This is a genomic window from Streptomyces sp. ISL-99, assembly GCF_018614005.1.
Lineage (GTDB): Bacteria > Actinomycetota > Actinomycetes > Streptomycetales > Streptomycetaceae > Streptomyces > Streptomyces flavidovirens.
This window is the reverse complement of the sequence record NZ_JAGGPC010000022.1, coordinates 94,208-120,124: the sequence shown is the minus strand read 5'-3', so window position 1 is coordinate 120,124 and position 25,917 is coordinate 94,208. Positions and strand designations below refer to the sequence as shown.

General features: G+C 70.4%; 25 protein-coding genes and 1 pseudogene. 11 read left to right on the top strand and 15 right to left on the bottom strand.

Going from position 1 to position 25,917, the window contains the following annotated elements; all coding sequences use genetic code 11:
* The first annotated feature begins 113 nt into the window (after positions 1-113).
* The 3 genes from J7E91_RS13435 to J7E91_RS13425 all read left to right on the top strand — a co-directional run bounded on the left by J7E91_RS13435 (position 114) and on the right by J7E91_RS13425 (position 3,319).
* Positions 114-2,000: a protein-arginine deiminase domain-containing protein gene (locus J7E91_RS13435; protein ID WP_308376491.1), complete on the top strand. Its 1,887-nt coding sequence runs from the start codon at positions 114-116 to the stop codon at positions 1,998-2,000.
* A gap of 103 nt (positions 2,001-2,103) precedes the next feature.
* Positions 2,104-2,259, top strand: a complete 156-nt coding sequence (locus tag J7E91_RS13430) for a DUF6131 family protein (RefSeq protein ID WP_214902780.1) — start codon at positions 2,104-2,106, stop codon at positions 2,257-2,259.
* 193 nt (positions 2,260-2,452) lie between these two features.
* Entirely contained in the window at positions 2,453-3,319 is an 867-nt protein-coding gene (locus J7E91_RS13425) for a YhjD/YihY/BrkB family envelope integrity protein (RefSeq protein ID WP_214902776.1), read from the top strand.
* A gap of 41 nt (positions 3,320-3,360) precedes the next feature.
* On the opposite strand, the gene J7E91_RS13420 is transcribed toward J7E91_RS13425, so the two are convergent.
* Positions 3,361-4,260: an oxaloacetate decarboxylase gene (locus tag J7E91_RS13420; protein WP_214902771.1), complete on the bottom strand. Its 900-nt coding sequence runs from the start codon at positions 4,258-4,260 to the stop codon at positions 3,361-3,363.
* Positions 4,261-4,414: 154 nt separating this feature from the next.
* On the bottom strand, positions 4,415-5,317 hold the full coding sequence (locus tag J7E91_RS13415; RefSeq protein WP_214902765.1) for a LysR family transcriptional regulator ArgP: 903 nt from the start codon (positions 5,315-5,317) through the stop codon (positions 4,415-4,417).
* Positions 5,318-5,386: 69 nt separating this feature from the next.
* Between J7E91_RS13415 and J7E91_RS13410 the strand changes: the two genes are divergently transcribed.
* Positions 5,387-6,010: a LysE/ArgO family amino acid transporter gene (locus J7E91_RS13410; protein ID WP_214902760.1), complete on the top strand. Its 624-nt coding sequence runs from the start codon at positions 5,387-5,389 to the stop codon at positions 6,008-6,010.
* Positions 6,011-6,158: 148 nt separating this feature from the next.
* Complete coding sequence (locus J7E91_RS13405) at positions 6,159-8,366, top strand: SpoIIE family protein phosphatase (RefSeq protein ID WP_214902755.1); 2,208 nt, start codon at positions 6,159-6,161, stop codon at positions 8,364-8,366.
* 79 nt (positions 8,367-8,445) lie between these two features.
* Here J7E91_RS13405 and J7E91_RS13400 read toward each other — a convergent pair whose 3' ends face one another.
* From J7E91_RS13400 to J7E91_RS13390, 3 genes are all read right to left on the bottom strand, one after another.
* Entirely contained in the window at positions 8,446-10,179 is a 1,734-nt protein-coding gene (locus J7E91_RS13400) for a lysyl oxidase family protein (RefSeq protein ID WP_214902750.1), read from the bottom strand.
* A gap of 356 nt (positions 10,180-10,535) precedes the next feature.
* On the bottom strand, positions 10,536-11,243 hold the full coding sequence (locus tag J7E91_RS13395; RefSeq protein WP_214902745.1) for a carbonic anhydrase: 708 nt from the start codon (positions 11,241-11,243) through the stop codon (positions 10,536-10,538).
* A gap of 144 nt (positions 11,244-11,387) precedes the next feature.
* Positions 11,388-12,356 carry a winged helix-turn-helix domain-containing protein gene (locus J7E91_RS13390; protein WP_214902741.1) on the bottom strand — a complete coding sequence of 323 codons (969 nt, stop codon included), beginning with the start codon at positions 12,354-12,356 and terminating at the stop codon, positions 11,388-11,390.
* Positions 12,357-12,415: 59 nt separating this feature from the next.
* Between J7E91_RS13390 and J7E91_RS13385 the strand changes: the two genes are divergently transcribed.
* Positions 12,416-13,594, top strand: coding sequence for an MFS transporter (locus tag J7E91_RS13385; protein WP_214902734.1), 1,179 nt, complete (start codon positions 12,416-12,418; stop codon positions 13,592-13,594).
* Here J7E91_RS13385 and J7E91_RS13380 read toward each other — a convergent pair.
* Positions 13,573-13,872 carry a hypothetical protein gene (locus J7E91_RS13380; protein WP_214902731.1) on the bottom strand — a complete coding sequence of 100 codons (300 nt, stop codon included), beginning with the start codon at positions 13,870-13,872 and terminating at the stop codon, positions 13,573-13,575. The genes J7E91_RS13385 and J7E91_RS13380 overlap by 22 nt on opposite strands.
* A gap of 151 nt (positions 13,873-14,023) precedes the next feature.
* Positions 14,024-15,016: an aldo/keto reductase gene (locus J7E91_RS13375; RefSeq protein ID WP_308376488.1), complete on the bottom strand. Its 993-nt coding sequence runs from the start codon at positions 15,014-15,016 to the stop codon at positions 14,024-14,026.
* 140 nt (positions 15,017-15,156) lie between these two features.
* On the opposite strand from J7E91_RS13375, the gene J7E91_RS13370 reads away from it, so the two are divergent.
* Positions 15,157-16,044: a LysR family transcriptional regulator gene (locus J7E91_RS13370; RefSeq protein ID WP_214902728.1), complete on the top strand. Its 888-nt coding sequence runs from the start codon at positions 15,157-15,159 to the stop codon at positions 16,042-16,044.
* Between the two features lie 106 nt (positions 16,045-16,150).
* Positions 16,151-16,321 (top strand): annotated as a pseudogene (locus tag J7E91_RS13365) (DUF664 domain-containing protein); the annotation flags it as partial.
* Positions 16,322-16,334: 13 nt separating this feature from the next.
* On the opposite strand, the gene J7E91_RS13360 reads toward J7E91_RS13365, so the two are convergent.
* From J7E91_RS13360 to J7E91_RS13350, 3 genes are all read right to left on the bottom strand, one after another.
* Positions 16,335-16,688, bottom strand: a complete 354-nt coding sequence (locus J7E91_RS13360; RefSeq protein WP_214902725.1) for a hypothetical protein — start codon at positions 16,686-16,688, stop codon at positions 16,335-16,337.
* Positions 16,689-16,806: 118 nt separating this feature from the next.
* A complete protein-coding gene (locus J7E91_RS13355) occupies positions 16,807-17,697 on the bottom strand; it encodes a D-alanyl-D-alanine carboxypeptidase family protein (protein WP_214902722.1) in 891 nt (296 codons plus the stop codon).
* 118 nt (positions 17,698-17,815) lie between these two features.
* Positions 17,816-19,366 (bottom strand): hypothetical protein, encoded by a 1,551-nt coding sequence (locus tag J7E91_RS13350; protein WP_214902719.1) that lies wholly within the window; start codon positions 19,364-19,366, stop codon positions 17,816-17,818.
* A gap of 227 nt (positions 19,367-19,593) precedes the next feature.
* On the opposite strand from J7E91_RS13350, the gene J7E91_RS13345 reads away from it, so the two are divergent.
* Entirely contained in the window at positions 19,594-20,439 is an 846-nt protein-coding gene (locus J7E91_RS13345) for a class I SAM-dependent methyltransferase (RefSeq protein WP_214902716.1), read from the top strand.
* Here J7E91_RS13345 and J7E91_RS13340 read toward each other — a convergent pair whose 3' ends face one another.
* Positions 20,440-21,309, bottom strand: a complete 870-nt coding sequence (locus J7E91_RS13340; protein WP_214902713.1) for a GNAT family N-acetyltransferase — start codon at positions 21,307-21,309, stop codon at positions 20,440-20,442.
* A gap of 242 nt (positions 21,310-21,551) precedes the next feature.
* Between J7E91_RS13340 and J7E91_RS13335 the strand changes: the two genes are divergently transcribed.
* Both J7E91_RS13335 and J7E91_RS13330 read left to right on the top strand, forming a co-directional pair.
* Entirely contained in the window at positions 21,552-21,863 is a 312-nt protein-coding gene (locus tag J7E91_RS13335) for a hypothetical protein (RefSeq protein WP_214902711.1), read from the top strand.
* A gap of 286 nt (positions 21,864-22,149) precedes the next feature.
* Complete coding sequence (locus J7E91_RS13330; RefSeq protein WP_028812747.1) at positions 22,150-22,353, top strand: cold-shock protein; 204 nt, start codon at positions 22,150-22,152, stop codon at positions 22,351-22,353.
* A gap of 64 nt (positions 22,354-22,417) precedes the next feature.
* Here the strand turns inward: J7E91_RS13330 and J7E91_RS13325 are convergent, their stop codons facing one another.
* The 4 genes from J7E91_RS13325 to J7E91_RS37310 all read right to left on the bottom strand — a co-directional run bounded on the left by J7E91_RS13325 (position 22,418) and on the right by J7E91_RS37310 (position 25,312).
* Positions 22,418-23,038 carry an L-threonylcarbamoyladenylate synthase gene (locus J7E91_RS13325; RefSeq protein WP_028812748.1) on the bottom strand — a complete coding sequence of 207 codons (621 nt, stop codon included), beginning with the start codon at positions 23,036-23,038 and terminating at the stop codon, positions 22,418-22,420.
* 70 nt (positions 23,039-23,108) lie between these two features.
* Complete coding sequence (locus J7E91_RS13320) at positions 23,109-23,774, bottom strand: lipoprotein (protein ID WP_214902708.1); 666 nt, start codon at positions 23,772-23,774, stop codon at positions 23,109-23,111.
* Between the two features lie 191 nt (positions 23,775-23,965).
* A complete protein-coding gene (locus J7E91_RS13315) occupies positions 23,966-25,054 on the bottom strand; it encodes a DNA glycosylase AlkZ-like family protein (RefSeq protein WP_214902705.1) in 1,089 nt (362 codons plus the stop codon).
* A 48-nt stretch (positions 25,055-25,102) separates the two neighbouring features.
* Positions 25,103-25,312 (bottom strand): hypothetical protein, encoded by a 210-nt coding sequence (locus J7E91_RS37310; RefSeq protein WP_374224701.1) that lies wholly within the window; start codon positions 25,310-25,312, stop codon positions 25,103-25,105.
* Positions 25,313-25,917: the final 605 nt, after the last annotated feature.

Sequence of the window (25,917 nt, the reverse complement as noted above, 5' to 3'; positions counted from 1 at the left end):
ATGATCCCGGCGCCGGCAAGCAACGCACCGCTCGTCCCCGGCCTCTTCCCGTCTGACAACCGATCACCAGGAAGGGATGCGTCTTGGGTACGAGCCGGGCGAGAAGCGCGGCAGTGGCTCTCACTGTCATAGGGGCCGTACTGGCGCCGGTGTCACCGGCGTTCGCCACCGGTCCGCCGCGGGCAGACCTCCGGGTGGACGTGAACCGGGACGGGCGGGTGGACGTCACCGGCGCGGCGGACACCGCGGGTGAGGACAGCTGGTCCGCCCGCAGAGGGGCGGTCTTCCTGCCCAACATCGACGACGACACCAGGCGTTGCGCGGTCAAGGGCCCGGACGGCCGACGGCTGCCGGACGCCAAGCTGGCCGCCTGCAACGACGCGGCCGACGCCAAGGTCAACGGCGCGGGCGACGCGGCCGACCTGGCCCGGGTGCGGTCCGTACCGATGGCGAAGCTGCCCGCCACGGCGACCGGCACGCTGAAGATCGTGGCCGGCGGCAAGAAGACGCGGGTCTTCGTCAAACGCTCCTCAGGCTGGACAGTGGTCACGGCCAGGACCCGCCTGTCCGCCGCGGAACTCCGCTCCGGCGTGGAGTTCGGCGTCGAGGGAACCGACGTGATACGCGACAGCGCCGCCTGGGACGGCCGCGCTGTGATCCGCCTGACCGTGACCTCCGGCGGGAAGAGCACCTCGGACGACGTCACATTGCGGGTCGCCCCGCTGCTCACCCACCACCACCTCCAGAACGCCCAGCAGTTGATGGTCACCAAGGTGCCGGGGAGGGACGAGTACGCGCGCCGGCAGCATGCCTTCGTCAAGGGCCTCGCGGCCGAGGTCAAGTCCGCCGGGATCGACAAGCCGCTGCTGACCTTCGACAAGTACGGGGACATCTGGGCACAGGACTTCGTCGAGCCCGGCTACGTGAGCATGGCCGGCCCCGGCGGGCGCCGGCAGGCGATGCGCGTCATGCTGCGGTCGGCGCAGGCGGACCGTGAGGCCGGCCGGGAGCTGTTCGAGAAGCTGCGCGGCAACGGCGTGGGTGTGGTGCAGGTGTCCGGGGTCCGTGACTCGGAGGAGTGGACCCTCAACTCCATGGGAAACCTGGAGACCATCCCTCCGTACACCCACGGCGGCCGGTCCTTCCCGGCCGGGCGCATCATCATGGGCGAGCGCAAGGACATCGGCTCGAAGCCCGCGAAGGCGATGCGGACGCTCCTGAAGTCCCAGGGTTTCCAGGACCCGCTGCTCCTCGACACCTCGTGGCTGCACGTGGGCCACGTGGACGAGTTCGTCCAGTTCCTCCCCGCCGGCACCCCGCGCGGCTGGAAGATCGCAATCGCCGATCCGGAGGCGGGGCTGCGCCTGCTGCGCGAGGCGCAGGAGGCCGGCCACGGCAGGACGCGGATGTTCTCGGTGCCGGACAGTCAGGACATGCCCGCCCCCAAGGAGACCATCGACCAGGCGCTCGCCTCGAAGTGGCTGGTGGCCGACAACGCCATGGCCGCGAAGCGGATCAAGGCGAACCTGGAGGTGCTCCAGCGCGCGACGGGTGCGACCGACGCCGAGGTCGTACGGGTGCCCGCGCTCTACACGCGGGGTACGGAAGAGGGTGAGCGGGGTGAGCGCATGCCGCGGCTGACGCGGATGGGCGCCGGCGAGGTACCCGACGCGGTCCGCGAGTACGGGCAGCAGAAGGAGCTCGCGCGGCACGCCGACCGTGCTGGGCAGGGCCCGGAAACCGTCATGACCAGTGCCTATGTCCCGGGGGCTGTCAACGGGATCGTACTCGGCAGGAACCGCTATCTGGCCCCGCGGCAATGGGGACCGGTCATCGGCGACAAGGACATATTCACCTCCGCTGTGAACGCCGCGTACACCGGGGCGGGCATGAAGGTGTCGTACCTCGACGACTGGTACACGTACCACCTCGGCCAGGGCGAGGTGCACTGCGGCACGAACACGCTGCGCGATGCCTCGTCCGCCTGGTGGAAGCCGTAGCGCCGCTGCGGCATCGGCCGGTATGAGCGGATTCTGGTTTGGCCTGATGGGGAGTGGGGACACCCTGGGTGGAAGGATCGTTCCCGCAAGATCGGAGGACACCATGATCGTCCTCGGAATCATTCTGCTCATCATCGGTTTCGTGGCCGACATCGCCATCCTGTGGACCATCGGAATCGTTCTGGTCGCCATCGGGGCCGTCCTCTGGATCCTGGGATCGTTGGGGCGCGCGGTGGGTGGTCGACGGCACTACTGGTGAGGGCCGGGCCCCGCACTGCCGGGGTTCGCCGTACGAAAGAAAGGCCGGTGGCGCGACCGAGGCTTCCTCGTGCCACCGGTCTGTGAGGTGCGGCGCCGTTCGGTGAAGGACCCGTAGCCGAGGCTGAACCTCGGGGCACCCGTTCGGAGGCACGTCCGAGGGGGCGCGAGCGCTTACGGGTACTCCACGGGACATGCCCCTGAATTCCGGTGCGCCGCAAGATGGTCACCCGCAGCACGGACATGCGTTCGACCGACTGCAGCGACGGCTGGGGGACTCGGTTGTCGGACTCACCTGGCAGCGCGGGCGCGAGGTGGAGCTCATGCACCGCGCCATGGGCTTCGCGGCGCTCAGTTTCCTCACGCTGGTGCCCCTCCTGATCGTCGTCGCCGCGGCCGACCTGCCGAGCGGGCAGGGCTTCGCCCGGTGGCTGGTGACAGGCCTCGGGGTGTCCGAGGTGTCGCAGGCGGAGATCCAGGAGCTGTTCGGACGGCCGGGGCAGGCACTGCAGCGGACCACGGCATTCGGTCTGGCCGCGCTGGCCGCGTTCGGCGTGACCTTCGGATCCGCCGTGCAGACCGGGTACGAACGCGTCTGGGACCTGCCGACGGCGCGATGGCACACGATGTGGCGTCACGTCGTCTGGCTGGCCATGCTGGTCGCCGCCCTACTGCTCTTTGTCAAGACTCCTGCTCCCGAGGGGTCGCCCGCCGTCGTGACCATGCTGGTCGCCGGGGGCGACGTCGTCGGCTTGTTCCTCTTCTTCTGGGCGTCGCAGCGGCTGCTGCTCTGCGGCCGGATCCGCTGGCGCGCACTGGCGCCCGGGGCTGCCCTGACGGCTGTGGGGCTGCTCGGGCTCCGGATCTTCTCGCAGTACGTCTTCTCGCCGCTGATCGCGTCGAACGCGGTGACGTTCGGCCCGTTCGGGACGGTGCTGGTCCTGCAGTCCTGGCTGGTGGGAGTGGGATTCGTGGTGTACGGAGGGGGGCTGGCCGGGCGGCTCGTCCATGAGTGGCAGGTACGGCGGAGGCTGTACCCGGGCCCGAGGCAGCCGCACTGACTTCGAGCGGCCTGACCACGAAGTGACGGGCGGTTCGTGGGTCAGCGCGTGCTGTGGCGGCGGAGGTTCTCCGTCAGCATCGCGGTGACCTCGCCGACACCGACACCGACACCGACACCGACACCGACACCGACACCGACAGCGGCACCGGCACGGGAGCTGCCGCTGCCGTCGACGGAGGGCAGGCGTCCGTCCGTGGCCTTGAGTTCGGCCATGGCCTCTTCCATCGCGCGGTGCGCTGCGAACAGGCACGGCGTGCTGTAGATCGCCACATCCACCCCGAGCGCGGCGAGCTCGGAGAGCGACAGCCGCGGGGACCTGCCCCCGGCGATCTGGTTGAACAGCAGCGGCTTGTTCCCGATGACTCCACGGATCCGGCGGATCGCCTCGACACTGCGCACCCCGTCGACCAGCACCACGTCCGCGTCGGTCGCCGCCAGGGCGCTCGCGCGGTGCAGGATCTCCTCGTCGTCGGTGGCATCGGTCCGCGCGACGACCAGCAGGTCGGTCCGGCTCGCGAGTACCTGGTTCAGCTTCGCGAGGTACATCTCCAGCGGCAGGACCTGCTTGCCTTCGGTGTGGCCGCAGCGGCGCGGGCGCTTCTGGTCCTCCAGGACCACTCCCGAGATGCCTGACCGCTCCAAACGCCGCACCACGTGGCAGGCCAGTTCCGCGTCCACGTAGCCGTCGTCGATATCCACGAGCAGGTGGTGCCGCGGGAACGCGCCCCGCAGGCGTTCGGCGAAGGCGACCATGTCGGGCCAGGCGATGAACCCGATGTCGGGAAGCCCGTAGTACGAGGCGGCGAAGCCGAATCCGGACACGAAGAGTCCGTCGTAATGCGCGGCCGCGAGGGAGGCGGAGTACATGTCGTACACGCCGATGAGAGGTGTCGTCCCCGCGGAGGCGATCTCGTCGCTCAAGGCTTTGCCGTACAGCATGGGCTGGCTCCTGACAGTTGCGGGGAGGTCCGCGGACGGGCGAATGTTGATCACGCGGGCTGATCAACGCGGGGTGTCCGCGCCGGTTGCGACAGATCACCCCAAAGGCTTCGCCGCACAGAGGGAAACGCCGCAGCCCGCAGGCCCGGCCGGCTCACTCAGGGTGGCGCAGAGTCTCGGCGGCCGTGTTGGCCACCGCTTCCGCCACGGCTGCCAGGGCGGGCGAGTCCAGCTTCCACTGCTGCCAGAACAGCGGAACGTCCACGCGCCGGCCGGGCGTGAGCAGGGTGAACACGCCTGCGCGCAACAGCGGTTCCGCCTGCGGTTCCGGTACGAGTCCCCAGCCGAGTCCGGCGGCCACCGCGTCGCAGAACCCCTCCGACGTGGGCACGTAGTGGCGCACCGGGCCCGCCCCCGTCCCGTCGTTCGTGAGGGACCGTACGAAGGCGTCCTGAAGGTCGTCGCGGCGGTCGAAGACGATCACCGGGGCGTCGCGCAGGTCGCGCTCCAGCGGCCCGGTCAGGTGGCGCGCGGCGAAGGCGCCGCCGGCCACCGGCAGATACCGGGCGAGGCCAAGGCGGCGTACCGTGCAGCCCGCGACCGGGTCGGGCGACGACGTGACCGCCGCCATCACCTGCCCCTCGCGCAACAGGGCCGTGGTGTGGGCCTCGTCCTCGCGGTGCAGCTCGAAACAGACCGGAGGATCCTGCGGCACGCGGTTGAGCGCCGGGAGGAACCACGTGGCGAGGGAGTCGGCGTTGACCGCGATGGGCAGCCGCGCCGGGCCCCGTGCGTCGGCGATGCCCAGGTCCGCCCGCGCGTCCAGCTCCAGCCGGGCCAGCTGACGCGCGAACCGCACCACGACCTGCCCGGATTCCGTCGGGCGCACCGGCTTCGTACGCATCAGCAGCACCCGGCCGGTGCGCTGCTCCAGAGCCTTGATCCGCTGGCTGACCGCCGACGGGGTCACATGCAGGGCGGCGGCGGCCGCGTCGAAGGTGCCCTCGTCCACCGCCGCGAGCAGCGTACGCACCAGGTCCAGGGGCAGCTCATCCATCACAAACGCTAAGGGTACGTTAGAACCTTTAGCTGTACTGATGACGCAATGATCCATACCGTCGTCTGCATGACCCACGGAATCATCACGGCGGCACTCGTCGGCTTCGGCACCGGACTCTCCCTCATCGTCGCCATCGGCGCACAGAACGCCTTTGTCCTGCGCCAGGGCGCCCGGCGGCACGCCGTCCTCGCGGTGGTGGCCATCTGCGCCCTGTCCGACGCGCTCCTCATCGCGCTCGGCGTCTCCGGAGTGGGAGCCGTGGTCACCGCGTGGCCCGCCGCCCTGACCGTGGTCGGCCTGGCCGGCGGCGGGTTCCTGATCTGCTACGGCGTCCTCGCCGCCCGGCGTGTGCTGTGGCCCGTCCCCGGCGCGGCCCTGACGGCGCAGGGCGCCACGGCCGGCTCCGCCCGGAAGGCCGTGCTGACCTGCCTGGCGATGACCTGGCTCAACCCGCATGTCTACCTGGACACCGTCTTGCTGATCGGCTCCGTCGCCGCCGACCACGGCACGCTGCGCTGGGCCTTCGGGCTCGGCGCCGTACTCGCCAGCCTGACCTGGTTCACGACCCTCGGCTACGGGGCCCGCCTGCTCAGCGGCCTGTTGGCGCGACCCACGTCCTGGCGGGTACTGGACGGCCTGGTCGCCGCGACCATGGTCACGATGGGAGGGCTGCTGGTGGCCGGCGCCTGAGAGGGCGGGGCGGGCGGCAGTGAGGACCTCGGGGTCGCACCTCGACCGGCACCGGTACGGCGCCTTGCGGGTGCGATCTCGGCCGTTATGGGCGTAACGTCCAGAGGTGATGTCTCTTGAGGCGTGTTGTGCGAGAAGCCGGTAGCCCATGGTTGCGCCGGAGGAGGAGACCGGAAAGCCGGAGGTACTGGACCGGCTGCTTTCCCGGGTGCTGCGCGAGTCCGACGCGTACGGCGGCGGGATCTACGTCCTGACGTCGAGCGGGCAAGTACTGTCCGCCGCGGTGCTCGCCGGAGTGCCGTCCAGCCTCGCGATGCCCTGGGCCAGGGTGGGCATCTCCGCCTCGGGGCCACTGGCGGAGGCGGTCCGGGAAGGCCGCCTGGTGTGGGTCGGTGCCGAGGGGGAGCTCGCCCGCCGCTATCCGCGGATCGGCCTCGCGCTGCCGTACTCGTTCGCCCTCGCGGCCGCGCCGGCGGTCAGTGCGCAGCGGACCTGGGGCGGGCTGGTGTTGTTGTGGCCGGGTTCCCACCCGCTGGTGATCGAGCGGGAGCGGCAGCTGGTGATCGAGAAGGCCTCCGGATATGTCGGCGCGGCTCTGCGCCGGGCGGAGGAGAGCGGCCATCCGATCCTGCCCACGCCCGAGCCGAGAATCGTCCCGGTGCCGCGGCGTCGTATGGTCACGCAGGCCGAGTCCCTGGCGGCGGTGGACTTCACCGAGCGGCTTCCGGAGGGCTGCTGTGCGCTCGACCTCGACGGCCGGATCACCTTCATCACCCCCACCGGGGCGGAGCTGGTCGGCAGCACAGTCCCCGTGCTGCTGGGAACACGGCCGTGGGAAGTCCTGCCGTGGCTCGACGACCCCGTGTTCGAAGACCGCTACCGGTCGGCCGTGATGAGCCGCCGCCCGACGTCGTTCACCGCCCGGCGCCCCGATGACCTGTGGCTGTCCTTCGAGTTCTACCCCGACGCCCGGGGGATCAGCGTGCGTATCGCCCGTTCCCGCCTGGGCGAGGCCGGGGCGGCGGGCGGAGCGGGTACGGGTGCCGAAACCGGAGCTGGAGCCGGAGCTGAAGCGGTAGCCGGCGCCGGAGCCGCGATCCGGCCACTGCCGGACTCCGCCGTCGCCCCGGCCACGGGAGCAGCGCCGACCCGGGCGGGCGTGCTCTACCAACTGGCGCATCTGGCAGCCGCGCTCACCGAAGCGCTCAGCGTGCCCGACGTGATCAAGCTGGTGGTCGACCAGATCGCGCCCAGCTTCGGCGCGCACGCGGTCGCCCTGTTCGCCGTACAGGCAGGCAAGCTGCGCCTGCGGGGCCATCACGGCTACGGGGCCCGGGAGATGGAGCGCTTCGACGGCGCACCCCTGTCGCCCGACCACCCCAGCGGCCGCGCGGTGACCACGGCCGAACCGGCCTTCTTCGCCTCCCGCCGCGAACTCCACGACGCCTTTCCCCGCGCCCTGGCCGACGACGGCAACCACGCCTGGGCGTTCCTGCCCCTCGTCGCCGCCGGCCGCCCCATCGGCTGCTGCGTACTGGCCTACGACCGGCCCCACGTATTCGGGCACGACCAACGGGCGCTTCTGACCGCGTTCGGCGGTCTTGCCGCGCAGGCGCTGGACCGCGCACATCTGTACGACACCAAGAGCGGACTCGCCCGCAGCCTGCAGGCCAGTCTGCTGCCCCAGGAACTGCCGGCGCTGACCGGCCTGCAGGCGACGGCCCGCTATCTGCCGGCCACCCGCGGCATGGACATCGGCGGCGACTTCTACGACCTGGTACGCCTCGACGACACCACGGCCGCCGCCGTCATGGGAGACGTCCAGGGGCACAGCGTCACCGCCGCCGCCCTGATGGGCCAGGTCCGTACCGCCGTCCGCGCCCACGCCATCGCCGGAGCGGCCCCCGACGATGTCCTCGCCCGCACCAACCGCCTGCTGACGGACCTGAATCCAGGACTGTTCACGAGCTGCCTGTACGTCCAGATCGACCTCGCCCGCCGCCGGGCATGCCTGGCGACCGCGGGCCACCTCCCGCCCCTCCTGCGGCACCCCGGCGGACGCGCGGAGAGTGTCGCCATGCCACCCGGCCTGCTGCTCGGCATCGACCCCTCGGCCACGTACGAGGCGATCGAGATCGACCTGCCGCCGGGCGCGGTCCTCGCGCTGTTCACCGACGGCCTGGTGGAACGGCCGGGCACCGACATCGAGGACGCGACCGCGGACCTCGCCGACGCGCTCGGCGACGGCGACCACAACCTCGACGCTCTCGCCGACGCACTCATGCGGCGCGCACTGCCGACGGCCGACCGTACGGACGACACCGCGCTGTTCCTGCTGCGCCTGGCACCGTCGTAACCCTGCTTCCAAGGACCTTCGTGGCCGCCGTCGTACCCGCCTTCCAGGCCGGTACGACGGCGGCCACGACAAGGGAATGTCAGTTGGCGTTGACCAGGTCGTGCGCGGGCACGGTCACCGTACGAGCGCCCGCCCGGCCGCCCAGGACGACCTTGCGCAGAGCGCTGTTGTTGTTCAGGTTGGTCTCCTTCAGCCGCTTCTCGGGGTTGGCCAGCACCTGGATGTAGTAGGTGCCGTTCGGCAGATTGCTGATGTCGAAGGACTGGCCGGGAAGGTCCTGGGTGTACGTGTCGCCGGAGCCGACGTCCAGCACCTCACGGACAGAGATCGAGTTCTCCTGCCCGCACGCGGTGGACAGGTCGGTGTTGCCCGGGTGCCAGTTGGCGTTCTTGACGGTGTAGTCGACGGCATCGGTGTTGGCCAGGCAGAAGGCCTCCTTGCCGCTGCGCACCGACTCCTTCTTGTCGGCCTTGAGCAGCCGGTAGCTGGCGAAGTCGGTGAAGTGCCAGTGCTCGTGACCCGGACGCGGGTCCCACTCCATGGTGCCGGTCGGCGTGTAGCCGACCTGCTTCCCGTTGGCGTCGTAGAAGTACTGGTAGGCGTCCATCAGCTCCTTGCCGGGAGTACGGAACCCGTCGACGACCAGCTGCGCGGGACCCGCGTTCCACACGTTGGCGCTGAAGGCCAGGTAGTCCTTGCGCGCCGTGTCGCCCTGTCCCTTGCTGATGGTGATGCCGTAGGCCGGCAGCGAACGGAGGTCGGGCTTCGGCACGTCGGGCACGCTCGGCGTACCGGTCGGCCGCTTCGCGGCGGGCTTCACCGCGGGAGCCTTCCGCGAGCCGTCCGTCTGCCCGGCCGCGTCGCCCACCGGCGCCGCCCTGAGCGCTGCCTTCTTGAGCGACCAGGGGAGGGCCGGCGGTGCGGGAGTGTGGGGTCCGTGGCCCACGTTGTACGACGGACCCGCCCCGCTCGTCGCGGCGGCCGGGGCGGGCGCGCGCATCGCGCCGTGACCGGAATGCCCCCCGGCCGCGTGCGAACCCTGCGACCCGTGCGACCCCTGCGCCCCGTGGCGCATGGCGGCCGCCGAGCCCGCACCCGGTCGCTCGTCGTCGTAACTGCGCTCCCGTACGGTCACCTTGATCGTACGGGGCTTGTTCTCCATGCCGAACAGGTCGCGGTAGCGCTTGGTCACCGACACCTTGGCGGTGTACTTCCCGGCGGGCAGGGCGACCGGGGCGGAGTAGTAGCCCGCGTACGTGTTGGACGCCCAGCCGTTCTCGACGCCCCACACCGAACCGAGCGTGAACGGGTTGATGGGGCAGCTCTCGGGGTACTTCGACTTGGCCGGGGCGTCGGGACGTACCCGTCCGGAGGCGTTGTTCGGGCAGAAGGCCTCCAGCTTGTCCATCACCTTCCTGCCACTGGCGTCGGTGATGGTGACCTTGGCAAAGCCCGGCAGCCCCGCGAAGTCCTTCACCAAGCCGGGGGGAAGGGTTCTGGTTAGGGTCCTCGTCCCCTCACGTATGACCTGGGTGGCCACGACCGGGTCCTTGTACGACTTGCGGGTCACCTTGAGTTCGAGAGGCCCGTTCTCGGCGGTGACGTACGTACCGAGGTCCAGGTAGACGCCGGGGTCCTCCTTCCACGAGTCGAGCGTCACCGCTGTCGAGGCGGCGATCAGGCTGAGCTTCGGCGTGGGCTGGGCCTGCGTCTCGGCGTCGGGCGCGGCGGCGACGACACCGGCGGTCACGGTGATCGCCGCAGCGGCGGCGATCACCGCACGCCATGGACGGGCTTGGTGGAATCTGGTCATCGTTCCTCGTTCTCCGAGTGCCTGCTGGGACCGTGGAGGGACAGCCGGCGCAAGGATCCGGTCGGGCCGACGAGGCGCGAAGGGCTCTGATCGCGAAACTGTCTCCGGCCTGTGAGAGTTGGTGGAGGGCAGCATGGGTTGTCTGTGCACTCGTGAGTCACGGATCGTTGTCCGAAAACCGTTCATGGACTCCGGATCAAGCCGTCGTAACGCTGTTTTCGCCGCACGGGGTCGTCCGTTGTGGTAGAGCGCGGCGAACAGGGCCGCCGCCGCGGCGGCACGCGCCTCACCACCAGCCGGCACCGGGCAAGGAAGGCGGCCGCCGGATCGCCCCATGCCCGGAAGTGAGTACGGGGTCAGGCGATGGCATGCACGCGTTGCGAGTGGAGTTCGTAACGCGCTCCGACGATGGCGAGCTTTCCCGCAGCGACCCGGTCCGCCAGGTCTCGCTCGGCTGCGAGCCGCGTGCGGATCATGCCCACGTTGCGGTTGATCGTCGAGTCGATGCGGGCGTCGCCGTGCTGGCCGTGGTCTATGGCCGGGCGTATCTGATCGGCCAAGTACTGTATGTGCGCCGGGAGTTGCTCCCCGGTCCCTTCTGCGCGGACGGCGGCGGAGACCGCGCCGCACGACTGGTGCCCGAGGACCATGATCAGGGGTATGCCCAGTTCCAGGGCGCCGTAGGCGACGCTGCCCAGTACGGCCTCATCCAGGACCGTGCCCGCCGACCGCACCGTCATGAGGTCGCCGAGCCCCTGGTCGAAGACCAGTTCCGGCGGCACGCGGGAATCGACGCATGCCAGGACGACGGCGAACGGCCTCTGGCCCGACACGAGCGACTGGCGCACGAATGGTGTCTCGTGAGGATGTCGCTGCTGGAATGTCCGCCACCTGTGGTTGCCGGCGGCCAACTCGCGCAGCGCCTCGTCGGGGCCGTGCGGTGTGCTCGTCGTCATGGCCGACGACGCGGCCGTGGCCGATGAGGGGCCGAGCGCGATTCCCGCTCCAGCAGTGGCAGTTGCCGCAACAGTGGCCCGCAGAAATGCGCGGCGCCCCGTGCTCATCGGTATGGACGATGCGATGCGATTCGATGTCACGAGGGGAACGTAGCGGTGATGTTCTGGCCTGAGATTCGTGATGGTGTGCTGTTGGCGTGCTCTTGAGCAATTCATGGCAGATGGCAGGACACGCTCTTCGGCGCGCGGGCGTCATACGTCCCCTTGGGCCTTCACCAGAACCTCACCGGCGGCCGTGCGGTAGTAGAGGACCGAACGTCCGGCACGTCGCCGCTGGACCAGGTGAGCGTCGAGCAGGACTTTCAGGTGCCGGCCCACCGACCCCAGTCCCTGACCGGTCAGGGCCACCAGTTGAGTCGTGCTCTTCGGACTGTCGAGAAGGACGAGGACGGCCGCCCGCGCCTGCCCCAGCAGGGCGCGCAGCGGCTCGGGTACCTGAGTCCGGCCCACGTCGGCCAGGGAACCCGAGCACGGGTAGACCACGGCGCAGCGGTCCGATTCCCATGAGACCCAGCTCTGGCGGGGAGTGACGGGCACGAACATCAACTGCGCCCCGGACATCTCACGCGGCGGATGATCGTGTGCGGTGATCTGCAGGCGGCTCTGCCCGAGCCAGCGCATACCCGCGCGCATGTCGTCCAGGGCGCAGGCCCAGCCGCCCCGGCTCAACCGCGCCGTACGCGCGACGACGTCCGCCTCGATGACGCGTCGGCGGCGCGGCCAGTACGGCGCCACTGTACGCGTCCACACCCACTCCAGGAGACCGGCCGCGCGCTCGGGAAGATCGGAGCGCCGCAACTGCGCGGGAAGCGGTCCGTCCAGCGACACCTCCAGGTCCGTACGTGCCGTCCCGGCCGGCGTTCGGCGTATCCGCTCCAGCTCGTCGCCGAAGGTCTGCTCGCCCGTGCCGGTCGGCGTAGGGGTGAGGAAGGTGGCGTTCCAGGAGCGCCCCAGACCGGCTCGCACGAGCAGTGCGGCCACCGGGTCGTCCGCCGTCAGCTTTCGGTACGCGGGCAGGTGGGCATCCATCCAGGCGCGCTCGCCCGGGTGCGCGACCGTACCCCGCTCCAGGTCCTTCAGGCTCGCGGTGACCTCGGCCAGGGGCGAGAGGGCGAAGCGGCTTCCCGCGAGCGTGTCCGCGCTGACGTGCCACCAGCCCATGATTTCGCCTCCCCGCGAAACATTAACGCCGTTTCCGCGGCCCCTCGGAGACTCCGGCCATGCGCACCTATCGCGACCTCTTCCGGGTCCCGGAGTTCACGCCGCTCTTCCTGACGTCCGCCGCGCAGGTGGCGGCCCAGACCGTGAGCGGGCTGGCCCTGGGCACGCTGATCCACACGGCGACCGGCTCACCGCTTCTGTCCGCCCTCGCCATGTTCGGCCCCTCCCTCGCCCAGGTGACCGGGGCCGCAACGCTGCTCGCGGCAGCCGACCGGCTGCCGCCACGTGCCGCACTGACCGGCCTGTCCCTGCTCTTCGGCCTCGGCACCGCCGCCCAGGCGACACCCGGCCTGCCCGTGCCGGCGCTCTTCGCCATCGTCCTTGGCCTGGGGGCCGTCTCCGCCCTCGGCGGCGGAGTGCGCTACGGGCTGCTCAACGAGGTCCTGGCGAAAGACGGATACCTGCTGGGCCGCTCCGCGCTCAACATGTCCACCGGCGCGACGCAGATCTGCGGGTTCGCCGTCGGCGGCGCACTCATCGCCGCGCTGTCGCTGCGCGGCACGCTGCTCACCGGCGCCGCCCTGTACCTGGCGGCCGCGGCAGTGGCCCGCTTCGGTCTGAGCCGCCGCCCTGCGCGCGGCGACGGCCGGCCGTCGATGGCCCTGACCTGGCGGAACAACGCCCTGTTGTGGTCTTCCAAGCCACGACGCCGCGTGTACCTGGCTCTCTGGGTGCCCAATGGGCTGATCGTCGGATGCGAGTCCCTGTACGTCCCGTACGCTCCCCAGCACGCCGGGCTCCTCTTCGCGTGCGGCGCACTGGGCATGCTGGCCGGCGACATCCTCGTCGGCAGATACGCTCCCCGACAGTGGCGGCAACGCCTCGGCGTCCCGCTGTGCCTCCTGCTCGCCGCCCCCTACTTGATCTTCGCCCTGCGTCCGGCACTGATTCCCGCGATGGCGGCCGTCGTGCTCGCCACCACCGGCTACGCGGCGAGCCTGTTGCTCCAGGAGCGCCTGCTGGTCCTGACTCCGGACGAACTGAGCGGGCATGCCCTCGGATTGCATTCCTCCGGCATGCTCACCATGCAGGGCGTGGGCGCCACCCTGGCCGGCGCTGTCGCCCAGTACACCTCGCCGTCGACAGGGATGGCCGTGATGGCGGCGGCTTCCCTCGCGGTCACTCTCGCTCTCGCACCGGGGCTCGCTTCACCCGGTCAGCGGCGCGAGCTCCGGTGACGGTGGTGCTCCCTGATGACCGCGACATCGACAAGTGCCAGCAACGCCAGAACGGCGAAGAGCAGCGAGATGACCCCCAGCGCCCAGGGACTGGGAGCGGAGCCCCCGTGTGACCGCCATGCCCATACGCCGAACAGCACGGCAAGGGCCAGATACAGCGGCATTTGGACCGCCGCCAGCAGGCGTCTCAGCCTCAGCGCACGGCGTCGGGCCTGCGGCGGAGGAGGGCCGGCCACGGGGCGCCGCCGCTTGTCCCGGTCGGGACTGTGGTCGCGCATCGACTGCTCCAACGGCGAAGGGTCCCTGTACCCAGGATAGCCCTGTCCACTGTCCGACGCCCCGGCCCGCGACCGCCGGACCCCAGTGAAATCAAGGGGGACGACACCCGGCCGAACGGCCCGGCGTGACGTTGACCCACACCCTCATCCCTCAGTCCTTGCCGAGGATCGCCTCGACGCGCCGGAGCTCGGCGTCGCTGAACTCCAGCCGGGCAATGGCCTCGACGCTGCCGCGGAGCTGGCGGACGCTGCTCGCTCCGACGACCGCCGACGCCACCGTGTCGTCGCGCAGCACCCAGGCCAGCGCGAGCTGAGCCAGTGACTGGCCTCGTTCGACCGCCAGTTCGTTCAACGACCGCAGGCGCGACACCAGCGCGTCCGTCACCGCGTCCGCGGTCAGGAACGGGCTCGTACCGGCGGCGCGGGAGCCTTCGGGAACACCGTCCAGGTAGCGGTCCGTGAGCAGCCCCTGCGCGAGCGGCGAGTAGGCGACGGCGCCGCTTCCCACCTCCCGCAGGGTGTCCAGCAGCCCGTCCTCCGCAGCGCGGTCCAGCATCGAGTACCGGGGCTGGTGGATCAGCAAGGGTGTGCCGAGTTCGCGCAGGATCGTCGCGGCCCTGCGCGTCTCCTCGGCGGGGTAGTTGGAGATGCCCGCGTACAGCGCCTTGCCCTGCTGGACGGCGGTGTGCAGCGCTCCCATGGTCTCTTCGAGCGGGGTGCCGGGGTCGTAGCGGTGCGAGTAGAAGATGTCGACATGGCCCAGCCTCATCCGGCGCAGGCTCTGGTCGAGGGACGCGAGCAGGTACTTCCGCGAACCCCACTCCCCGTACGGGCCCGGCCACATCAGGTACCCGGCCTTCGTGGAGACGACGATCTCGTCCCGGTACGGCGCGAAGTCCTCCGCGAAGACGCGCCCGAAGACCGTCTCGGCCTCCCCCGGGGGCGGGCCGTAGTTGTTGGCGAGGTCGAAGTGGGTGACCCCCAGGTCGAAGGCGCACCTCAGGATTTCGCGCTGGGTGTCGAGACCGCGGTCGCTGCCGAAGTTGTGCCACAGGCCGAGCGACAGCGCGGGCAGCTTCAGACCGCTGCGGCCGACACGGCGGTACGGCATGGTGTCGTACCGGCCGGGGTGGGCGGAGTACACGTGGCTCTCCTCTGGGGAAGTGCGGTCGGCGGGAAGCGGGGCGCTGCGCGGAGCAGCCGCCGCGTACCCAGACTGCCGGGCCGCCGTCATCCCGTCCAACAGAAGAATCCGAATGATTTGAGAAGCTATGCTTCTGAATCATGGAGCTGAGACACCTTGAGTACTTCGTCGCCGTGGCTGAGGAGTGCCACTTCACCCGGGCCGCGCAGCGACTGATGGTGTCGCAGTCCGGGCTGTCGGCCTCCGTGCGCGAGCTGGAGCGGGAGCTGGGCACGGCGCTGTTCGCCCGTACCACCCGCTCGGTCGGACTGACCGAGGCGGGGCGCGCGCTGCTGGGCGAGGCGCGGCGTACGCTCGCGGCCGCCCGCGCCGCCAAGGACGCCGTTGCCGCGGTCCAGGGGCTGCTGCGCGGCACGCTCACCGTGGGCACCGAGCAGTGCATCGCGGGCGTGCACGTTCCGGGACTGCTCGCGCGCTTCCATCAGCGGCACCCGCGGGTGGAGATCCGGCTGCGTCAGGCAGCTTCCGCGCAGCTCATCGAGGAGGTCGGCAGCGGCCGGCTCGACCTGGCGTTCGCCATCGACTGCGGGGACACGCCACGGACCGTACGGATGCTGCCGCTCACGGACGAGCCGATGCTGCTGCTGTGCCACCCGGAACACGCGCTGGGCGGGGCGGACGAGGTCTCCCTGCGCGACCTGCGCGACGAGCCGTTCATCGACTTCCACTCCGACTGGGGGCCGCGCAGGGTCGGCGACGCGGCGTTCGCCGCCGCCGGGATCGGCCGGCAGGTCGCACTGGAGGTCAGTGACGTCCACAGCCTGCTGGAGCTGGTCCGTGAGTCGCTGGGCGTCGCGCTCGTTCCCCAGCATTTCGCGCGCAAACCGGAGGCGGAAGGCCTGCGCGCGGTCCCGCTGGCCGGCGCCGGGCGCCTGACGTACAACAGTGTGACCGCGCTGCCCCTGGAGGAGTCCACGAGCCCGTCGGCCCGCGGCCTCCTCGGCCTGCTGGAAACAGCTACGTGCTGACGGACCGGCTCCATTCCTCGGCCGGCACCGGCACGAGAGGCGTCAGCCGCAGCCGGCAGCGCCGCCCGCTGCGGCTGAACGGCCGTAACCGCCCACTGGCATCACGCGATCCCGCGCGATCGTGGAAGCCGCCGAGTCCCTCGACGCCACCGTGCGCCGGCGCGACGAGGTGTACACCCTCCGCTACATCCTCACCCACATGATCGAGGAGTACGCCCGGCACAACGGCCACGCCGACCTGCTCCGCGAGCGGATCGACGGGGCCACCGGAGAATAGCGCCGGCCGGCGTTCACAGTCGCCGCAGCAACCTCCGCAGGCGCCTCAGGGGGCGTGCCCGCCCGGCGCGCGGCGGCGGCTCCTGCGCCGGATGCCACAAGGGCACCTGCGGCATGAGGAAGCGGGAACCGGAAGCCTCCATCGCGCAGAAAAGCTCGCCACCCATGTCTTCGACGACGATGCGGAACGGCCGGGGCGGCTCCTCGGGCAGCTCAGCGGTCAGGACCGTCACGCCTTTGGGACGGCCCCGCCGGTAGGCGACGACCTTGCCGTCCACCAGGACCTCGATGCCGTCGGAAGGCCGCCCGACCTGGACGCTGATCGAGTGCCCGTCCTGATCGAGGTGAAAGCGGTGACCGCGGGCCATGACGAACCTCCCCGGGCGGTGCAGGACGTCCTGCTCCAAGGGTACGCAGCCTCTCCCGAACCTGCCGCCACCCGCGCTCACCCACGGTCACTGACCGCGGTCTTCGCTGAACGCCCGGTTACTTCTTGAAACCGTAGTCCATCAGTTTCTTCGCGTCCGTCGCGCGCTGGGCCTGCGAGGAGGAGGCGAGGACCGTACCGATGACTGTCCTGCCGCCCCGGGTCGCGGCATAGACCAAGCAGTACTTGGCTTCCGGGCCCGAGCCGGTCTTCACTCCGATGGCACCGGAGTAACTGCCGAGCAGGGTGTTGGTGTTGGTCCAGGACATGTAGCGGTAGCCGTTGTTCCTCGTCGTGACCTTCTGCTTGGTCGACTTCGTCTTCACGACCGTACGGAAGGTGGGGTACTTCATCGCGTTACTGGCGAGCTTCGTCAGGTCGCGCGGTGTCGAATAGTTCGAGGTGATTCCGATGCCGTCGAACGAATCGAAGTGTGTGTTCGTCAAACCGAGGCTCCTGGCGGTCGCGTTCATCTTCCCGATGAACGACTTCACGCGCTTGGCTCGCGTGGAACCGCTGCCGAACTTGTCGGCCAGTGCGTACGCCGCGTCGCAGCCGGAGGGGAGCATGAGCCCGTACAGCAGCTGGCGGACGGTGACCTTGTCGCCGACGATCAGACGGGCCGACGACGCGGTCTTCGAGACGATGTAGTCGCTGTACGCCTTCTGAATCGTGACCTTGGCATCCAGGTTGAGGTTCTTCTCCGTCAGCACCACCCGCGCCGTCATGATCTTGGTGGTGGAGCCCGTGGGAAGACGCCTGTCCGCGGCCTTGGCGAAGAGGGTCTTCCCCGTGCCGTTGTTCATCATGAAGCCGCCCTTGGCGACGATCGTGGGCGCCTTGAGCGTGTCGGCCTGCGCCGGGGCGGAGAGCGGCCCGGCCGTCAGGACGGCTCCTGCGGTGACGGCGACTCCGGTCACACGCAGGACGGCCTCGATGTCAGTTTTCAATTCGGGTACTCCAAACGCCCCTTGGGGCGGCCAAGTGAGAATGCCGGTCGCTCGTACAACGCCCGGAACCGGGCAATGGATGTGTCCCGCACGCCGGCAGCCGCCCCCGGGGGCACACTTACCCGGGTGTCGCGAGGCTCCCGGTCGGCAGCGCCAACGGACCGGCCCCCGCCACGTAGGCGCGGAAACCTGTCCGGCGGCCCAGATCGGGAAGCGGGTGCATGCGCCACTGGCGGGCGTACGCAGGGGGGCGACCCCCGTACGAGACCAGGACCGCGACGGGCCGGTGGCGCGCCGTGGCGGCGAGGGCCTGTGGCGTGATGCTTCCGTCGTGGCCGCTGGGCTGGCGGGAGGCGCAACCGGTCCGGAACGCGACCCGGACCGCCTCGTCACCGCTGATCACACACGGCGGACGTACGCCCAGGGCCCGCAGTTCGGCGGCGATCCGGGTGAGGTCCGCGGTGTCACGCCGCACCCGGTTCGCCACCCCGTCGACCAGGACGTACTGGATCGCCAGGTGGACCACAACGGCCACGGCGACGAGCCCCGTCGTGGTACGCCGCCACCGCGCCCGGGGCGCGCACGCCCGTACCAGGCACTGCGCCACGGGCAGGGCCAGCAGGGCGTACGCCGGCAGCAGGAAACGCGGCGCCGCGTACCCGACGGTGAACAGATACGGCGCCGCCAGCGCCACCCCCACCACCGTGGCCGGCACGATCGGCGCGCGGTACCGGGCCCGGACGGCGGCCCGCACGCCGCCCGCCACCAGCAGCGGCAGCGCGAAGAACCAGAGAGCGGACGCCGGGTACCGCCAGGGCACGTCGCAGGGCCGGCACAGCGCACGGCCGCCCAGGGCCCGCACGTGGTCGTCGACGGCGAAGTACCAGCCCAAGTGGCCCTGGATCTCGCTGGCCCGCCGAAGCCGGGCGGCGAGACCGCCGTAGTGGAGGTACGCCTCCACCACCCACTCGGCGCAGCCGAGGGCAACGCCCGCGGCCGTCACGACGACCAGCAGGCCCCTGCGACGCGTACGCGGGACAAACAGGGCCGCCGCGATGAGCGGCAGGGCCAGCCACACCGCGTCGGACGGACGCATCAGCGCGGCGAACGCCACCCCGGCGCCCATGCCGATCAGCGCCCGGTGGTCGCCGGGGTCCCGGGCGGCCCGCAGAAAGCACCCCACCGCGGCGAGGGCGCCGTACGCGACCCAGAGGTTGGGCATCGCCTGCGAGGCGTAGAACATCGTGACCCACAGGCTCGCGAACAGGGCCCCGGCGACCGCGAGCACGGGAGCGGGCAGCAGCCGGCGCCACACCCACAGCGCGAGGAACAGGCCACAGCCGGCCAGCACAGCCATGTACACGCGCAGCGCCGGAACCGAGGTGGTCAGCGACGTGATTGGAGCGACGAGGTACGTGATGCCCCGCGCCCGGGGTGCGCTGAAGAAGGCCGCCGGCGCCTGCGGGCTCACCTGACTGACGTACACGGTCTCGTCCCAGCCGAGTCCGAGACCGGGCGCGACCACGGCGAGGTGGGCGAGTGCGAACGCGGTGGCTACTGCCGCCAGGAGGGGCAGCGGACGCGCGGCCGCCGCGGCAGGGGAGCGGCGCTCGCGCGCCTCGCGCGGCACACGGTCCGGCATGCCGGCGACGAAGCGGGTTTCCTGCATGCCGGCCTGCCCTGCCTCGCTCGGGGATACAGCTGGGGATGACGGCTCCCCCGCCTGCCTGTCCCCTCCACGCTGGAGGCGGTCGCGGCGGCCCACCACGCGGGCGGAGGCACTCAGCGGAACGGTTCTCCCGAAGGAGTGAGGCGGCGTATCCGCGCGGTGTATCCGGGCTCCCGTGGTTAGCATCCGACAAAAGGGGCAAGCCCACCGATGGCACGGAGGCCGTCATGCACCAGTCACCCGCTTCGCGCCTGTCGGCGAACCGTTCACGACTCGGCCACAAGGTGCGATACGCGCTGCGGCATCCGGGGCGCGTACTGCCCTACCTGCGCCGGGCGGGGCGGGACAGCTGGCTGCGCCTGCGGCACCGCGGGAACCATGTCGCGTACTACCGGGCGGTGATGGCGTCCGACACGGCGCGGAGCCCGGAAGCGGCGGTCGGCGGCGGACCCTCGCGCGACCGCTGGCTGGCCATCGGGCAGATGCAGTACGACTATCTGGTGGGGCACGGGCTGACGCCGCAGGACCGGATGCTGGAGATCGGCTGCGGCAATCTGCGCGCCGGATGGCGGTTCATCCAGCACCTGGAGCCCGGCCACTACTACGGGATCGACATCTCGCCCGACATCCTCATCGAGGCCAAGAAGACCCTGGTCGGGTACGGACTGCAGGACAGACTCCCGTACCTCACCCCCGTCGAGGACCTGAAGCTGGACTTCCTGCCCGACGCCTGGTTCACGGTGGTGCACGCCCACAGCGTCTTCTCGCACTCCCCGGTGGAGGTCATCGACGAATGTCTCGCGCACGTCGGACGGGTGCTGGCGCCCGGCGGGTTCTTCGACTTCACCTTCGACCGTACGGAGGGAGCCGAACACCAGGTGCTCGGCGAAGACTTCTACTACCGCACGGAGACCCTGATCCGGCTGGCCGCGAAGCACGGCCTCGTCGCCCGCTTCATGGACGACTGGGAGCGACTGCCGCACGGCCAGTCCAAGCTCCGGGTCACCCACCCCGTGCCCGACCGGTCGCCCGGCCCGGCCGTGGAGGCCGAAATGCCCACGGTCGAGCAGTGATCAAGCCTCCGACCGCACCCGCTGACCACGGGCCGGCTGGTTGGCGATCAGCAGGGTGGTGCCGGCCGGACGGAAGCCCAGGCGGGCGTAGATACGGGCGACGGCCTCCTCCGCGTAGGCGAGGAAGACCGTGTGCACCCCGTTCTCGCGGGCGTGGGCGGCCAACGCCACCATGACGGCAGCGCCGAGGCCCTGGCGACGGGCGGTGGGAAGGGTGCCGATGCCGCCTATCTCAGTGGTGCCGTTCGCCGGGTGGTAGTGGCCCGAGGCGAGCGGAGTGCCGTCTTGGGCGAAGGCAGCGACGAGCGTCTTGTGTCCGGCGAACAGGGAGGAGCGGGTCGTCGCCACCGTGCCGTCCGCACCGAGCTTCTCGGCCACCGCCGCCAGCTCCGTGCCGCCCGCCGTGCCCACTGCCGCGCCCTCTGCGGCGAAGGTCAGGTGAGGGATGGCGAGTACGGCGGGCAGGGCGGGGTCGTCGGCGTCCATGGCCCGCAGCGTGACGCCCTCGGGCAGGGACGGCCGGGGCAACGGACGGTGGGCGTCAAGGGCCATGAGTGGGCGTTCCGCCACCGGGAGGCCGGCTGCCTCGATACGGGCGCGCAGCGACGGTGTCACCTCGGCGAGCCACTCGAAGGCCTGCGGCACGCCGAGCTCGCGCTGCCGGGCGCGAACCCTGGCGATGTCGGCGGCGGTGACGGTCACGGGGCCTGCCGAGGCGGGGCGGGCATGGTAGGGACCGCCGTAGTACGGGGTGCCCGCCTCCTTTCGTACGAACAGGCGCATGGAGCCGAACTCCTCCGCGTCCGCGAACACCAGCGGCACGGCGGCGTAGTACTGCTCGATGCGGTCACGCAGGGATGGCTCACTCATGCGGCACATCCCATCACGGGGCGCGCCGGCATGGCGGAGCGGGAGACGCCCGAGCTGCCGGTACGGCTGCGAGCGACCTCGCCGACGCGGCTGAAGCAGCCGCTGGCCGAATCCGGAGGATTCCAGCCCGGCTTGGGGTACTCGTAACGAAGGTTGACAGATCCATCCCGCAGGTCGCCGCGAGGTGTGGGTCAGGAAGTACCCGTGGGCGACGCCGTACACGTCCAGGCTGAGGAGTCCGCATGACCACCTACGTCATCTCCATTCCGGGCACGTTCCTGCGCGAAGTGCCCGAGACCGCACGAGCCGCTGTGGTGAAGCATCTGCGCCCGGCCGACCCGCAGCACACACAACTGGGCCAGTCCGAAGACCTGGACATTCTCACCGTCAATGACAACGGCACGTTCAGCATCCGCCTGGAGGTGGACGCTGACGACAGTCACAGCGCGGAGCTGCACGCGAAGCAGGCGGCCGCCACGGCCCTGCGGGAGGCGGGCCTCACCGAGGACGAGGCACCGCTGGGCCCGACAGCGGTCACCGGCATCGACACGTAGCTTTGCGCCGACTCGAATGGACGAGCCGCGCCCCCGGGCCTGAGGCGTCACTCGTTCGAGCGCAACGGCTGCGCTCCTGCCCGCGCCTCGGCGTTGCCATCTCTCTCATTGGCGTTGCTCTCTGGTGGCGGACGGCTTCGCCGTGTAGCGTCGCGGGTAGATGTCGTGGTTCGCAGTCCCTGCCCGCGCTATGGCGTGGGCGCTTTGCTGTGCAGTGCCAAAGGACCAGGGCGATCACCTCCGGGTCCGCGCGGTGCGGATCCGATATCGACTGAAAGGCACCAGCATGGCCAGCGGAACCGTCAAGTGGTTCAACTCCGAAAAGGGCTTCGGCTTCATCTCCCAGGACGGCGGCGGCCCGGACGTCTTCGCGCACTACTCCAACATCAACTCCTCCGGCTTCCGTGAGCTCCAGGAAGGCCAGACCGTCACCTTCGACGTCACGCAGGGCCAGAAGGGCCCGCAGGCGGAGAACATCACGGTCGCCTGATTTGACGCCGGGCACGCCAGGCCCCCCGGAGCACACGCGCTGCGGGGGGCTTCGTACATTCTGACTACTCGAACCGCGCAGTGTCGCCTGCCCCCCGGCGCACGACCTCGGCTTCGCCGCTGGAGAAGTCGATGACTGTGGTCGGCTCGGTGCCGCAGTCACCCGAGTCGACCACGGCGTCGACCGCGTGGTCGAGCCGTTCCTTGATTTCCCAGCCCTGCGTCAGCGGCTCGTCCTCGTCGGGCAGGAGAAGAGTGCTGGAGAGCAGCGGCTCACCGAGGTCGGCGAGCAAGGCCTGAGCGACGACGTGATCGGGAATCCGTACTCCGACGGTCTTCTTCTTCGGGTGGAGCAACTGGCGGGGCACCTCCTTCGTCGCGGGGAGGATGAAGGTGTAGCTGCCGGGCGTCGCTGCCTTGATCGCGCGGAACACGTCATTGTCGACGTGCACGAACTGACCCAGCTGTGCGAAGTCCTGGCACACGAGGGTGAAGTGGTGGCGATCGTCGAGGTTCCGGATCGAACGGATGCGGCTGAGGCCGTCACGATTGCCGAGCTGGCATCCCAGTGCGTAACAGGAGTCCGTCGGGTACGCAACGAGTGCGCCGGAGCGGATGCTGTCAGCCACATTGCTGATGGTGCGCCGCTGAGGATTCTCGGGGTGCACGTCGAAATACTTCGCCATCCGCCGAGCCTACGCGATCAGGACACCGGCGCCGATGTGATCAGGACGGCCCGCCGAGCCTGGATGGTCGTCAGCCTCTGGCTGCCATGGTCTTCTTCGCCAGCTCGTAAGCCGGGAGCATCTGCTCGTGCTCCTGCGTATCCATCCCGCCCAGGTGCAGCACCACCGCGCCGCGCGAGGTGTTTACGGCGAGTGCCCGCTCCTTCTTCGGCCCGTCCAGGAGCTCGCTGGTGATGGTGTACGTGACCTCTGTGGCGGGGAGTTCACCGGCCTTGGTTTCGCGGTAGCGGACCGTCCCCGCCTTCTTCTCGTCCGCCATGAAACCTTCGAGCACCTCGCGCGGCGTGCCCGTGTCCTCGCCGGTCCAGACACGCAGGTAGCCGATGTTCCCGGCGGGCTTGGCGTCGATTTCGCAGACGAGCTCGACGGTGCCCTGCTTGGCGAGCGAGCCGAACACGGGGTCGTCGCCGACGGTCACCTTCTCCGCTGTCCAGTCGGCCGCGGTGCTGAACGAGACGGGCAGGGCGCACGGCGTACCGGCGCCGCCGACGGTCGCACCCTTGGCGGCGGTCTTGACCTTCGCCCGGGCTTGCGCGCTCTCGTTCGGACCCTTGGCCGGCTTGTCCCGTACGCCCGTTCCGCCGTCCGGGGCCGACGAGCAGCCGGCCAGCATCAGTACCGCCAGTACCGCCAGTGCCGCCGCCGGAACGATACCCCGTCCCAAGTCCTGCGCCATGAAGTCCCCACCCCTGAGTGTGATCGATCGCCGCAGCGTGCACGCAGCCACCGATGCCGAGTCCTGTCCCCTGCACTGGCAGTTGTACCTGCTCAGGGAATGCCCCGACGCCCCGGCCCACCGAAAGGCCGATGACGACACATTCTGGCTCCGGAATGCGCGAACCCAGGCTCGTCAGAACTGACGAAGTGTTACTGGGCGATGTGCAGCCGGGCCTCGGACGCGCCGCGCGCCGAGGCCACGGCGGCGGCCTCGGCGTCCATTTTCCTGCGCACCGCGGAGGGCAGTGGTGCGAAGGGCGTGACCGTCACGTCGAGCTTGCGACCGGCGGCCTTGGCGCGCCAGGTACCGGCGATCTCCGAGCCGGCCAGCAGCGCGCCCGGACCGCCGATCGCGCGCCAGATCTCCTTCTCTCTGCTCCTGTCCGGCACGACCAGTCCCCGGTCGCGTGCCTGCAGGAACGGATCGCCCGGCGGAAGCAGCCGCACGAGTCCCTGGCTCTTCGCCGACAGCAGTGCGTCCAGATCGGAGGCGGGCAGCCAGGCCTTCTTGCCTTCCAGCCGCACCTCGGCCAGGTCGTCCGGCCACACACTCTTGACCACGGTCGGCTTGGTGCCGAGGTACTTCGCCACCTCGACGGGCGTAGCAGGGCCGAGGAAGCGCAGATAGGCGCGGACCAGCTCGGTGGTCCCGGACGCCGCGACCGGCACGGGAAACCTCTCGCGCAGCGGAGCCAGGACGGTCTTGCCCCCTTCCGAACGGATGCCGATTCCCCCGAAGATCCCGGCCTGCTGGAAGAGCAGCCCGGAGATGTGCTGCGCATCGCACGGCACACACCAGTACGTCAGCGACTCCGGTACGGACGCACTGACCGCGGTACTGACCTCACCCTTGGCCATCGGCGCGGTCACCACCTCCCGGAACGCTTCGGCGGTCACCCGAAAGGCCTCGACACCGAGTCGCGCTCCCTCCTTGATCACCGCGGTGCTGATCCGCGCCGTCGCGTCGGCGTCGTCCACCGGCCAGAGTGCGGCGGCGAGCGCCGGCAGGTCCGCACGCCGGTGAAGGTGCGGTGCGCCGCGGAACGACCAGACGAGTTCAAGGGCGTCAGGGGACGCGCCCCGCGCGGCCAGCGCCTGCCGGGCCGATCCGGTCGGAGTGTCCTGCACCCCCATGACGAGTACGCCGGGTGCGGGGGAGGAGCGGTCGAACCCGTGGGCCGCCACCCGGTAGGCCAGTACCTGTTCCCGGCTTACTTCGTTCCGGTGTGTGCTACTCACCACCGCACCTCCGCCCGCACCCTCCGCCCGCGCCGTCCGCACAGGAACTCACGTCAACGCGGGGCCGTTGTCGCGGTCGTGGACGAGGAGCCCTTGGGCATAGGTCGCGGCGACGGAGCGTTCGTCGCCAAGAATCATCAGGGCGAAGAGCCGTTCCGTGAAGTCCTTGGCGACCTCTGTGCGGCGGGCGAGGGTTTCAGTGGCAGTGAAGTCCAGGACGGTGAAGTCGGCTTCTTTGCCGGGCCGGAAGTTGCCGATGACGTCGTCGAGGTCGAGTGCCTGAGCGCCGCCGAGTGTGGCCAGGTAGAAGCCGCGCCGTGCCAGCGGCCGATCAGCTCACGGGTCTGCTGCTCGGCTTCGGCGACGCTGCGGTCGCGAAGGTAGGGCGGTGCGTACGGCTCCCGGTCCATCAGCACCTTGCCGCACAGCATGCGCAGCCCTCGTTGCCTGGACTGCTCGAAGAACGCGTCCACCGAGGCGGGATGGATGGTGGGGGAACACGGTCGCCGTCGTAGTGCCGGCGGCCAGCAGCCGGTCGAGGAAGAATCCCGCCAGCGCCCGGGCGTGCGCCGCCCGGTCGAACTTCGCCTCCGCCGGGAAGACGTACGTCTCCAGCCACTCCAGCAGCTGCTTGCCGTAGGACGCGATCACATCGACCTGCGCCGCGTGGATGTTCGGGCAGGTCGCCGGCCGGGCCGGCGTAGGTGACCTTGCCGTCCTCGCCGATGGCGAGCGCTCCGTCCTCGAACAGTTCCCATGCCGTGGGGTCGGGCGGATCACCCGGGTCTTTGAAGAAATGCAGCACGTGGCCGAACACCACCCTCGGACGTGCCCGATGCCGCCCGGCATCACGGGGCGGCGTA